This window comes from Micromonospora sp. NPDC003776 (assembly GCF_053605645.1).
Window position 1 is genome coordinate 1 of record NZ_JBSGJR010000182.1, and the last position, 11,247, is coordinate 11,247.

General features: G+C 66.5%; 12 protein-coding genes. 7 read left to right on the top strand and 5 right to left on the bottom strand.

Annotated features, from left to right (window positions below; translation table 11 throughout):
* On the bottom strand, positions 1 to 521 hold a 521-nt coding region (locus ACWEVO_RS16845), incomplete at its 3' end, for an alcohol dehydrogenase catalytic domain-containing protein (protein WP_452308447.1).
* Positions 522 to 882: 361 nt separating this feature from the next.
* On the opposite strand from ACWEVO_RS16845, the gene ACWEVO_RS16850 reads away from it, so the two are divergent.
* Positions 883 to 2,280, top strand: coding sequence for a low temperature requirement protein A (locus ACWEVO_RS16850; protein WP_452308448.1), 1,398 nt, complete (start codon positions 883 to 885; stop codon positions 2,278 to 2,280).
* A 291-nt stretch (positions 2,281 to 2,571) separates the two neighbouring features.
* Entirely contained in the window at positions 2,572 to 3,276 is a 705-nt protein-coding gene (locus ACWEVO_RS16855) for a DUF4396 domain-containing protein (protein WP_452308449.1), read from the top strand.
* Between the two features lie 153 nt (positions 3,277 to 3,429).
* Here ACWEVO_RS16855 and nhaA read toward each other — a convergent pair whose 3' ends face one another.
* A complete protein-coding gene (nhaA, locus tag ACWEVO_RS16860; RefSeq protein ID WP_452308450.1) occupies positions 3,430 to 5,322 on the bottom strand; it encodes a Na+/H+ antiporter NhaA in 1,893 nt (630 codons plus the stop codon).
* 344 nt (positions 5,323 to 5,666) lie between these two features.
* Here nhaA and ACWEVO_RS16865 point away from each other — a divergent pair, with 344 nt between their 5' ends.
* Entirely contained in the window at positions 5,667 to 5,897 is a 231-nt protein-coding gene (locus ACWEVO_RS16865; RefSeq protein ID WP_452308451.1) for a hypothetical protein, read from the top strand.
* A 133-nt stretch (positions 5,898 to 6,030) separates the two neighbouring features.
* Here the strand turns inward: ACWEVO_RS16865 and ACWEVO_RS16870 are convergent, their stop codons facing one another.
* Positions 6,031 to 6,459 (bottom strand): OsmC family protein, encoded by a 429-nt coding sequence (locus ACWEVO_RS16870; RefSeq protein ID WP_452308452.1) that lies wholly within the window; start codon positions 6,457 to 6,459, stop codon positions 6,031 to 6,033.
* Positions 6,460 to 7,022: 563 nt separating this feature from the next.
* Between ACWEVO_RS16870 and ACWEVO_RS16875 the strand changes: the two genes are divergently transcribed.
* The 4 genes from ACWEVO_RS16875 (at position 7,023) to ACWEVO_RS16890 (ending at position 9,780) form a co-directional block, all read left to right on the top strand.
* Positions 7,023 to 7,229, top strand: coding sequence for a hypothetical protein (locus tag ACWEVO_RS16875; protein WP_452308453.1), 207 nt, complete (start codon positions 7,023 to 7,025; stop codon positions 7,227 to 7,229).
* 74 nt (positions 7,230 to 7,303) lie between these two features.
* Positions 7,304 to 7,837 carry a GNAT family N-acetyltransferase gene (locus tag ACWEVO_RS16880; RefSeq protein ID WP_452308454.1) on the top strand — a complete coding sequence of 178 codons (534 nt, stop codon included), beginning with the start codon at positions 7,304 to 7,306 and terminating at the stop codon, positions 7,835 to 7,837.
* A 195-nt stretch (positions 7,838 to 8,032) separates the two neighbouring features.
* Positions 8,033 to 9,394: an MFS transporter gene (locus tag ACWEVO_RS16885; RefSeq protein ID WP_452308455.1), complete on the top strand. Its 1,362-nt coding sequence runs from the start codon at positions 8,033 to 8,035 to the stop codon at positions 9,392 to 9,394.
* A 23-nt stretch (positions 9,395 to 9,417) separates the two neighbouring features.
* Positions 9,418 to 9,780, top strand: coding sequence for a GNAT family N-acetyltransferase (locus tag ACWEVO_RS16890; protein WP_452308456.1), 363 nt, complete (start codon positions 9,418 to 9,420; stop codon positions 9,778 to 9,780).
* A 49-nt stretch (positions 9,781 to 9,829) separates the two neighbouring features.
* Here the strand turns inward: ACWEVO_RS16890 and ACWEVO_RS16895 are convergent, their stop codons facing one another.
* Together ACWEVO_RS16895 and ACWEVO_RS16900 are read right to left on the bottom strand one after the other, a co-directional pair.
* Positions 9,830 to 10,507 (bottom strand): TetR/AcrR family transcriptional regulator, encoded by a 678-nt coding sequence (locus ACWEVO_RS16895; RefSeq protein WP_452308457.1) that lies wholly within the window; start codon positions 10,505 to 10,507, stop codon positions 9,830 to 9,832.
* A gap of 400 nt (positions 10,508 to 10,907) precedes the next feature.
* Positions 10,908 to 11,087, bottom strand: a complete 180-nt coding sequence (locus ACWEVO_RS16900) for a low temperature requirement protein A (RefSeq protein ID WP_452308458.1) — start codon at positions 11,085 to 11,087, stop codon at positions 10,908 to 10,910.
* Positions 11,088 to 11,247 lie beyond the last annotated feature (160 nt).

Genomic DNA, 11,247 nt, shown 5'->3' on the forward strand with positions numbered 1-11,247 from the left:
GGACGGCGCCATCGCCGGCAGCACGCTGACCATGGACGGCCGGCGCCGCCCTGTACCAGCACGTGCTGGCCGGCCTGGAGGTCGGCGTGGTCTACCAGCGCCTGCCAGGCAGTCAACGCGGCCAGGGGGAGCGCCGCGGCGTGGTCGTGGTCAACGCTTGCGGGTTTGGCCGCCAGGACGTCCGCGGGCAGGGCGACGTACTCGGCGGCCGCGCCATCGCGGGTGAAAGGGATCAACCCGTAGACGGCCTCCCCCTCGGCGGGGCTTTCCACTCCCGCCCCGGACGCCACCACCACACCGGAGAACTCGTGCGACGGGATGATCGGGGTGCGCTCGGGCCCTTTCCCGTCCAAGCTGTGCGTCCAGGTTGCCGACCACGTGAGTTCGGTGGGTGTCATGGAAGCCGCCTTCACCGCCACCAACACCTCACCGGGCCCCGGCTCGGGCCGCGGCGCCTCCTCGTACACGAGTTGCTCCGGGCCGCCCCTGGTGTGAGCTCTCACGGCGCGCATCGTGCTCATCCGACGGCTGCTCCTTCCGACCGCATTCGCTCAGCCCACCGGCCTACTTCCGCGGATGCGCCGAACGCTCGTTCCCGCATTATTTGAGGGCTGGGCAGCCGCCTGCGGGACTTCGGCAACTCCTTGCCCCTTCCGAGCAGGAAGCGCGCTGGCGGGGCTGTCGGCAGAAGCGCCGACAGCAGCAATGGACAGGGACAGCAGCGGCAGGGCGCGGGCAGATGACAGCTCGAGGCGTCAGGCGTACCCGGACCTGAGGCGTTCAGAACTCCAACGGCGAGGGGTCGCCGGTTCGGACCTGCCGCGCCCACCAGCACCTGACCAGGGAAAGACGCCGGTTGCACCGGGTTGCATTTGCGGGCGGGTGGCCGAGGTTGAGCAGGAGCGCCAGGCAGGAATGCCGGAGATCATCAAATCGGATCTGGCAGGTAATCCGGCCGTTGGCCGGAATTGCCGATCCAGAGACGGACCACCCGGCGGCACAGAAAATTCTCCGGGATGCAACGTCCGGGAGGCCCGACGCCCGGCGCGCGAATGCAGTGCCGGAGTTGCCAGTGACCGGGTGCGATGGGCGGCCGAGGCTGGGATGACGAGCGGAGGCAGCACCGAGCTGGTGCGCCGACCGAGCGGGTCGACGCGGGCGACGCTGCTGGAACTGCTCTTCGACGTCGTCTTCGTGGCCGCCCTTGCACTGACCTCGATGCTGATCGCCGAGCGGGACTCATGGGCTGGTGTCGGGCCGGTCGTGCTCATGCTGATGGCGGTCTGGTGGACCTGGTCGGTCACCACGACCACCACCGACTTCTACGACCCTGATCAGCGTCCGATCCAGGCCATCCTGATGGTGACCATGCTCGGTTCCTTGGTGATGGCGTCGGCGCTGGCCTCCCCAACACACGCGCTGGTCTTCGCCGCTGGATACGTCACCCCGCACTTGGTGCGGGGTCTGGTGCTGGTTACCGTGTTGCACAAGCAACGCCTTCAGGCCGAGGAGCGTGCGGCGCGCTTCCTCTTCTGGTTCCTGATCTCCGGGGTCTTCTGGATCGTCGGGGCCCGGCGTCCGGACGGGCTGCGTTGGGTGCTCTTGTCATTAGCGGTGGCGATCGACTACGTCGCGGCTGCCGCGCGCTATCCCACGCCCTGGCTCGGCCGGGTGCCGCTGAGACAGTACGAGAAGACGGCGGAGCACCTGGGGGAGCGGTACCAGCAGTTCGTCATCCTGGCGCTTGGCGACATCATCCTGTTACCGACCCTGAAGGTCAGCAGCGCGGACTTCGAGCGGGCACGGCTTGCCGCCTTCTTGGCAGCCTTCCTCACGATGCTGCTGCTCTGGCAGATCTTCGCGTTGGGGGCGGTTCCCATCGCGCGGGTGACGTCCGCTCCGCTGCTTCGGCGGGCGGCGCGGCTGGCACCGTACACCCATCTGGGGATGGTGGCCGGCATCGTCTGCACCGCTGCCGGTTTCGACCTGGTCATCGAGCGGTCCACCGGCGACACGCCGGCGCGCTGGATCGCCCTGATCGTCGGCGGCCCCGCGTTGTTCCTGCTCGGGCGCGCCGTGTTCATCTTACGGATCCTCAGCTTCGTCCCGTGGCACCGGGTGCTTGGTCTGCTGCTGCTGGCGGTCGCGGCACCGTGGGTCGGCGGCTGGCCTCCCGTGCTGGTCACCACGCTCGTCGTGGTGGTGTTGGCCGGGGTGGTGCTCGGGGACGGCGTGAGGCGCCGTTCGGCTGGGCCTGTGCGGCGGCACTTCGCCAGATGACAGCAGAGGTGGGCGTCGAGACGCTGGCAGGCGTCCCGTGAGAGTTGGGCGTGAGGCAGATGTCTTCTGTTAGCGTGATTGGACCGTGTTAACCGCACGTGTTGTCACAGGTACGCCGAGTGTCGCCCTGGTCGTGCCCGCCGCGGGTTTCTGCTGGCGTACCGGGCGTGCGCTATGGAACCGCCGCGCGGTACGGGACCTTTCTTGACCCGGGCGCCGTTGCGCGCGCGATGGTCGAGCTCGTCATAGCCGTCGCCAGCATTGCGTTGAGTGTCCCGGAATGAGAAGGAGATGGCTCTGCAACCGACATGGCTCGTGGTGCTCTCGTGGGTTGTGCTCGTTGTGGGCCTTGTCAGCACCGTCGTCATCGTTGCTGACCTCTTTGTCCTTCGATACCGTCAGCCGGCCAAGGTCATGGAGATTGTCTGGCCGGCAACCGCGCTCTACTTTGGCCCCGCTGCCATCCTGACCTACGGACGGTGGGGTAGACCTCAGTCTCCCCGATGGCTTATGCGGCACGGCACGCCGCCTAAAAGGTCGCGACATGCTGTCACGACGATCGAAACCTTGCATTGCGCGACGCACTGCGTTCTGGGTGCCATCATTGCCACTTTGGTCGTCTCCGGCCTGAGTCTAGAAATGTTCGGCAAGAGATTGTGGCCCGAGTTCATCGGTGACTATCTAGCTGCAGCGGCGGTAGGCCTTGTGTTTCGCTTCTTCGCTGGAGCCGGCACGGGTGGTCAAAGAGCGTGGGCCGCAATACGGATATTTCTCAAGGGGGACCTACTGAGCGTGTCCGTCTTCGAGTTCGCCCTATTAGGTTGGCTGGCGCTGATGGAATTTATGGTTTTCGACGAGACCCTGGATCCCGGTAATCCGGTGTTCTGGTTCATTGTCCAGATCGGGTCGATCATCGGCTTCTTTGCCGCTTGGCGGCCAACCCGGTGGCTGGTCCGCCGTGGTGCCAAGGCGGAACTGGTGGCCACGCCGCAGTAGGTGGTGCTGCGCCGACGCCCGACTCCATGCGCTCTATCGATGACTGCTACGACAACAGCGTGGTGGAGTCGTTCTCCGGATCCATGCAGCTCGAACGAGTCGACGGTCAGCCCCTGGGCGATTCGCCAAGAATTGTTCAACGCCAACGGACGCTTATTCACGGGTCGCCGATGCCTCGCGGCCGAGGCGGGCCCGGGCTCGGGCCATACGGATGGCGGCGGTCAAGGCCGTGATGTCGTAGGCGCCGTAATGGCGGCGGCCGTTGATGAAGAACGTCGGGGTGCCGGACACTCCGCTGTTGTCCGCCGAGTCGATGTCGCCTTCGATGCAGCCCGCATGGGCCTGGCTCATCAGATCTTCGTGGAAGCGCTGCTGATCCAGACCGAGGTCCCCAGCGTATTTGATCAGATCAGTAATGTTCAGCTTGTCCTGGTGGTCCAGCAGAAGGTCGTGCATCTGCCAGAACTTGCCCTGAGCAGCCGCTGCTTCGGCAGCCTCGGCTGCTAGCCAGGCTTGCGGGTGTACGTCTGAAAGAGGCAGGTGACGCCACACGAAACGCAGGTCGGCGTGGCCCAGCAACTGCCGGACCACCGGCTCGGCTTTCCCGCAGTACGGGCACTGGAAGTCGCCGTACTGCACCAGCGTTACCGGCGCGTCGGCTGGGCCGCGGATGTGGTCCCGCTTCTCGTCGACCGCTGGAATGAGGTCGACCAGCTCCGTCGTGTCGCCGAAGAGCGCCCGGATTCGCGTGTCCTTCGGCAGCATGTTGGTGACGCGGAACGCGGTCCAGGTCAGCGCTGAGGATACGATCGCGGCGCTGAGCACCCCGACTTTGGCCTCGGCCAGTTGGTCGCCGGTGAAGGCCAGGCTGGCGATCAACAGCGACACCGTGAAGCTGACACCGGCGATCGTGCCGCTGCCGAGCACGCCCGCCCAGCCCACGGCTGGACGGATGCGGCCGTGTGAGACCCAGGTGAGCCCGGCCGAGGTGCCGATCACGGCGAGCGGCTTGCCGACGACATACCCGAGCAGCACGCCCCAGGTGACAGGCGATGCGAACACCTGGGTCAGGAACGGACGGTCGATACTGATGCCAGCGTTGGCCAGGCCGAACAGCGGCACGATGACGTAGCTGGACCAAGGGTGGTAGATGCGCTGAAGGCGGTCGTTGGGCGATAGTGTGTTGGCGAGGCCGATTGACGCCGAACGGGCGAGCTTGGGGGTCGGCTGCTCGCGGAACGAGCGGAACAGCCCGCTGACCTGCTCGAGCTCAGCTCGGCCAGGAGAGTAGGCGAATGCGGTCAGCCCGATGGCTAGTCCGGCCACCACTCGGTCGACTCCGCTGACCAGCAGTGCGCCCCACATGACGATGGCGACCGGCACGTACGCCGAGCCACGCCGGACGCCGGCTGCGCGGATGGCCAGCATGACCGCGAACGCCGCCACGGCCACGACGACGGGCATCATCTTGATGTCGTCGCTGTAGACCAGGGCGATGACGATGAGTGCGATCAAGTCGTCGACCACGAACACAGTGAGCAGGAAGATCCGGACCCGGTCGGGCACGCCCCGGCCGAGCAGCGCCAGCATGCCCAACGCGAGGGCGGTGTCGGTCGACATGGCCACGCCCCAGCCATGTGTGCCCGGCCCGCCGTGGTTGATCAGCAGGAAGATCAGCACCGGGATCAGCATGCCGATCAGCCCCGCCACGCTCGGCAGCACGAAACGTCGCCGGTCGCGTAGGTCGCTGAGGTCGAACTCGCGCCGCGCCTCAAGGCCGACGACCAGGAAGAACAGCGTCATCAAGCCGCTGTTGATCCAGGTGTGCAGGTCGCGGGAGAGCTCGAGGTGCCCGAGGCGCAGGGACAGTTGGGTGTGCCAGACGGCCTCGTAGGAGTCGAGGTCGATGTTGGCCCACAGCAGTGCGGCGACGATGGCGGACGCGAGCACGCCGGCGCTGCCGGACTCGGTTTGCAGAAAGGCGCGCAGCGGTGCGGATAGATCCCGCATCCAGATCGTTCGGTCGCTCATCTTGGTCTCGGTCACACGTCACCTTCCGCTGGCCAGGCCAGCATGGATAGCCAGATCACGGGCGGCAATCCGGGCACGTGATCCCTCGGTTCAGTACTGATCGCGCTGCCCCAACCGTGGCCGGCGGCGGAGAGAGCGATGAGGCCCGTCGATGCCCTGCAGGTTGCGGGCGACGATCAGTGAGCTCAGGGTGGGGGACGGCCGCGCACATGATCGACCCGCGATGCCCAAGAGGAAAATTCGCCTGCGGCCGTAGCGGTCATCGAGCGCCGGCCGGCAGGGCCAGCGCGGCCAGGCCGTGGCCTGGATCAGCTCGCTGTAGCAGCTCACCGCGTCGACGTCGAGCTCGGCTGCGAGCCATGCGCGACGCCGGCCTCACCCCACCCGTGTTTGTCGCGCCGATCCTGCCCGAACTGATTGACAGTACGAAGCAGGCCGACGAGTTGCTCGGCGTCCTGGCCGCCGTAGGCGCAGGAGACATTCTGCGGGCGCCGCTGTACCTGATGCGCGGCGTCTGTTCGTTACCGCGGCCTCGTACGGGCACGGGTGAGGCGTTGCAGAGCCACGGGCTGCGGTTCCCGACGGCATGACCTCCGACAAGTTCGTCCTGCTCGGCAGATGCTCCACCCGTCACCGAGCCGATCGCACCCGCTCTGTTCTGTGCTGCGGAACGACAGCCGCTTGCTGCTCGGCTGTGATGGCCGAGCAGCAAGCGGCCTGATGTCAGCGCGGCCCGACGAACTCGGTCCTCACGCTCCACGCGAACTGGATCAGCAGGGTCACTGGGGACTTCTCGGCGATGTCATGCATCACCTTCAAGTCGTCGGGGTCAGGTTCTTCGCTCAGCGTGATCGTGCGCTGCAGGTGGCGCTCTGCGCCTTCCGGCTCGGGTTCGTGGTAGTCGATCTCGACGGTGATGTCACCGGCGGTGTCGTACTTGTAGTCGACGTACTGCCGCAGTGTCTGAGCAGTGCACGACGCGAGCGCCATCAGCAGGTACTCCGTCGGGGTCGGGCCTTCGCCGAGTGCCCCGTTGTGCGGTTCATCGGCGACGAAGGTGAAGCCGCGGGTGGCCATGTCCGTGCGTCGGCGCTCAGTGGCCGGAAGGACAGCTCGGGCGGATGCGACGACACGATCCCGATCGGTTTTCATCAGCCGTGCCTTCCTAAAGATCTTGGTGTGATGGTTGAGATACCCGGCTTTGGCAGCACGAGCCGCAGTTTGAGCGGGGCTGTGGGCGGACGTATCACCTCATGGGCGAGTACCTTCCGAGCCTAGCCTCTGCCGGACCAGATAGTCCAGTTCGCCGTTTGTTGCCAGCACCGCTCGGCCTTCGTGAAGCATCGCCTTGGCGCGCTACATGCAGCAAGGAGAGGCGCTCAGACTCAACATGCCCTCGGCTGAACTCGCTCAACGTCAGGGCCGAAGTTGGACCCAAGAGTCCGTTAGGGCTAGGGTGTGCGATGGTCACCGGCGCCTGTCGTCGACAAGCGCGGAGAGTGAAGTGCCGTGTCGGCGAACCAGGGATACAGAGAGGCGTCCAATGAAGCGACTGTTGTGACGCATGGGGCGGCAGGAACGGCCGGGATGACGCTGGCGAAGGGACCGGCGGCGAAGCCGACGGGGGAAGGATGTCCTCGTTGAGGGGTGCATGCGTCGGGATTCACCCGGCGTGAGCTGACGCGGCCCGATGAGGTAGCTGGCGTGGTCAGCGAGTGGCAGGACTGTTCGCGCAGGGCCGTTTCCAGGTGATGGTCGATTTCTCTGTCGAGGCCGATCGCGCGTATGTGGGTGAGGTCGTCCAGCGGGTCAGGGATGGCCGGCTGCGGACGAACATCGGCAACGTCACGACCGTCGACTCCGCCGCCTTCAACCCGACCGAACGGATCGACGGCAAGACGATCATCCGCGTCCGCTTGTAGCCCAAGCACGAGAACGACCCCCCGCAAGAGCGAGACCTCCGTCGGCGGCTTTGCCCTCGCCCCCCGTCGACGACATGCGGCTGGGCGAGTACGACTACCGCCACGACCCGGGAGATCCGATGACCATCAACGAGGGCGCAGCCCCCATGACCGACGCGAGCAAGCCGACCCGCTACGCCTTCGAGTACTCCAACGGGGCCGGAGACCCCGACGAGAAGGGCACCCTCAGCCAGGACCAGGCCGTCCTCGCCGACGAGGTAACCGGCGATCCTCACGCCCCCGCGTTTGACTTCCATGTCGTCAACGACGAGAAACTCGGCATCTACGACGGCATCGTCGGGGACCGAGAGGCGGCCGGGCTGACCTACAAGGTCGCCGGAGACGACCGACTCGTCCTGCTGGCCACCTCGGTGCTCCCCGAGTTCCGCAAACAGGGCATCGCCACCGAGCTGATCCGACGCGTCCTGGACGACGTGCGCGGGCAAGGCAAGACGATCACCATCACGTGCCCGATCGTGCGCAACTTCATCGAGCACCACCCCCAGTACGCCGACCTCATCGACCCGGAGCACCCGGGAGTTACCCCGGGTCGCAGCCATCTGGCTTGACGCCACATCGGCAACGTCATGGTCCTCGACGACGCCGTCGGCGCCCTCAACCTGGCCGAGCGGGCCAAGGAAAAGGCGATCATCCGCGCTCGTCCGCACAGGACTCGGAGGCAACAACCGGGCCCTCGTGGATCAGCGTCAGCTACCTGGTCAGGGTCACACGACTCGTACGGAAGGCCGCAGCGGACTCGTCGAGTGGCTGGTGCGCGCACCCACCCGAAGCTTCCAGAAACTCTGGGGCGGTTCAGACCAAGAGAAAGGCACGCATCGATGCAAAACAGTGCAGCGGCGATCCGCCAGGGTCGCCAGTGCAGAACACTGCGGCTGGCGTTCTTATCCGCGGTGGTCTCCCTGGTAGCCGCGTTTGCCGCGTCGGCCGCGCCGATCCCCCTGTTCAACGTCTACCGCGCCGAGGACGGGTTCACCAACGCCGGCATCTCAATGGCTGTCGTCACCACCGCCGTCGGCACTATCGCCGCACTGTTGGTGCTGGGGCGGCTGTCCAATCATCTGGGCCGACGGCTCACCGCGATCGCCAGCCTCGGCCTGCTCCTGCTGGGCTGTGTGCTGCTGCTGAGCGTGCACGACATCGGTACCCTGCTGGCCGGTCGGCTACTGATGGGCGTCGGTACCGGGTTGGCCAGCAGCAGCCTCACCTCGTACATCGTCGACGCCGCACCCACCAGGCCGGAATGGTTGGCCTCCGTCTTCTCCAGTCAGGGACCAATGCTCGGCCTCACCCTCGGCGCCATCGCCTCCGGCGCCCTGGTGCAGTTCGGCCCGTGGCCACGCGACCTCATCTACCTGGTTTGCGCCGGTCTCCTCGTACTATCTGCCGCACTCATCGTCATCAGCCCGGAAACCGCACAGCCGATGCCGGGCGCGTGGCGAGCGCTCCTACCCCGGGTCCGCGTGCCGGTCAGGGTCAGGCATCTGCTCCCTGTCGCGGCAGCGTTGTTCCTGGCCACCTGGGCGACGGGAGCTTTCTACCAGGCCTTCGTGCCCGCGCTGGTCGAAGATCAGCTTTACACCCACAGTCCGCTCATCCTCGGGCTGGTGTTCGCCGCCTACATGGCCCCCAGCGTTCTCGGCGCGCCCCTCGGCGGCCGGTTCACATCAGCGGCGGCCCAACGAATCGGCATGATCACCTTCCTGGCCGGATGGATCGGCATCATCACCGCGATCACCGTCGGTACGCTGGCGCTGTTCATCGCCGCGACCATCGTGGCCGGCGCCGGTCAAGGCATCGCCATCAGCGCCGCCACCCGCGGCCTGCTGCACGACAGCACCCTGGCCGACCGGGCGCCGATCTTCAGCGCGATCTATCTGATCTGCTACAGCGGGGCCGCCTTCCCCAGCCTCATCTCCGGGGAACTGTCGAACACCTTCTCGCTACCGCACATCGCCCTCGGATACGGCGGACTCGCCATCGTCGCCACCCTCTTCACTGCTGTCGCCGCACGCAACCCGTACGGCACACCGCCGGTGCACGGCGAGCCGAACACCGTACTTCGACTTCACGGTCCAGAACGGGACATGTCTGATCGCGCGGCGTGACGACACCTTGAAGGGGTGACCCGATGAGCAGTGAAGGACAGGTAGGCGAGAAGCTGATCGACAGCGTCGATCACGGCCGCTTTGAGCTCTACCGCAACAACGAGCTGGTCGGCTGGCTCTACTACACCCACCTGAAGCCCAACCGGTACGCCCTGCGGCACACCGAAGTCGAGTCGAGTCATCAACACCAGGGCGTGGCGGCCGCCATGGTGCGGCGAGTGCTCGACGAGATCCGCGCCCGCGAGGGCACGGTCACTGCGATCTGCCCCTTTGTGGTCGACTACCTCTCGCGAACGACCACCTATGCCGATCTGGTCGACCGCCGGCACCCCGGCTACTCCGATCGTGCTGCTGCCGAGTCGGCGCTGGGGACGGCCGGTGGCTGAGACAACCGGGCCGCGCGGCGGAGGCCCCTCGGACGAGCCTTGTCGGGCCTCACGATGTTGTGGCGCGGGGGCCTCGGGTTGGCTCGCCAGAGGGCTCCGAGAGGAACGATTTGATGTGATCCAGTGCCATGTCCAGGGCAACTTCCATGGGTGCGACGTTGTGCGCAGCGTTCGCCAGCAGGTAGCCGCCTTGCAAAGCTGCCATCAACCCCGTGGCCAGCTTCTCCGGGTCGGCGTCCTGGCGAAGTGCACCGCCGTCCCGCATCCGGTGCAGGCCATCACTGATCAGCTTTTCCCAGGCGGCGAACGTCTCCAACAGCGTCGATCGAGCCTGCTCATCTTGATCGGACAGCTCGACAGCCATCGACCCGAGGCCGCACCCGTATCTGCCGTTGTTCAGTGAGTTGGCCTTGACCAGCGCGTTACGCCATCGGACCAGCCCGGAGAACGATCTCAGTCTTTCGAGCCCTCCGCGCTCGCGCTGAAGCACCAGCGCGCCTCGATATTTGACCAACGCGCGCACGAGCTCCTGCTTGTCGGCGAAGTGGTGGTAGAGCTGAGACTTGCTGGTCTGGCTTGCCTCGCGGACGTCGTCAAGGGTCGTCGCGTTCACTCCGCGCACGAACATCAGCCGGTTCGCCGCCTCGAGGATCCTCTCTCGCGTCGCGATGCCCCGTTGGCTGATCCTCCGCGGCTTCGTCGGCCCAGCCACCTGCTCGTCGCCCATCGGTCAAGTGTATCCAGCGGCGCCCCAGATAATGTCCATGGCTGATGGGACCCTGGAGTCCTTCCGGCATTACGTCGCGACGGTCAATGACGGACGGTGCGCCGCCAGCTTGGTCGAACGCCTGCGATATCCGCGAGATCATCGGCGGGGCACTCTTTGCTGGACTATTTGGTCCTCGCTACTTCACCCAGCATCTGACACCGGTCAGGTGCTGCGCGGGGTCCGCCGCCGACGACTCGATTCCGGCCGGTGGGGTGTGCCCGAGTGGGTGGGTGGGCGATGACAAGTTCATCGCCGACGGCTGCAGCGACCACGCCGGCCACCATGGTCAGGTGGGCGTATGACGCCGATCGTGCGAGGCGGACCGGGTCCCGCGGTAATCGCATCGGCCAGGACTTGCTCAAGCGCTCACAGCAGCACGCCGTCGCAATCGACGGCGAACGCGGCGACCCCGTCCGGTAACCAGGATCAGCTCGCCGAGCGCGATGATGAGGAACTGCCGGTGGCGCTCGGACAGATGCTCGCCCGAGATCACCAAGGGCATGGCTGAGCGTTCGTCGCGCAGCCGATCGAAGGCCACGTCTCGCTCCGTACCGGTTCCGGAAAGAGCTTGCACCCGGCCGGGCCGAGTTCTCGTCCAGGCCGACCACACGGCACCGGGGCCGGGGGGGGGGGCCCCCCGCCGGGCCGCCCGGGGGAGGGGGGGGGGGGGGGCCCGGGGAGGTGACACCACGCGCGGG

Bases quoted from the DNA above. Each gene is read 5' to 3' on its own strand.
- ACWEVO_RS16865 (WP_452308451.1), top strand. From the start codon at position 5,667: ATGCGCGACGCCGGCCTCACCCCACCCGTGTTTGTCGCGCCGATCCTG.
- ACWEVO_RS16890 (WP_452308456.1), top strand. From the start codon at position 9,418: ATGAGCAGTGAAGGACAGGTAGGCGAGAAGCTGATCGACAGCGTCGAT.
- ACWEVO_RS16895 (WP_452308457.1), bottom strand. From the start codon at position 10,507: ATGGGCGACGAGCAGGTGGCTGGGCCGACGAAGCCGCGGAGGATCAGC.
- ACWEVO_RS16880 (WP_452308454.1), top strand. From the start codon at position 7,304: ATGCGGCTGGGCGAGTACGACTACCGCCACGACCCGGGAGATCCGATG.
- ACWEVO_RS16870 (WP_452308452.1), bottom strand. From the start codon at position 6,459: ATGAAAACCGATCGGGATCGTGTCGTCGCATCCGCCCGAGCTGTCCTT.
- ACWEVO_RS16855 (WP_452308449.1), top strand. From the start codon at position 2,572: ATGGCTCTGCAACCGACATGGCTCGTGGTGCTCTCGTGGGTTGTGCTC.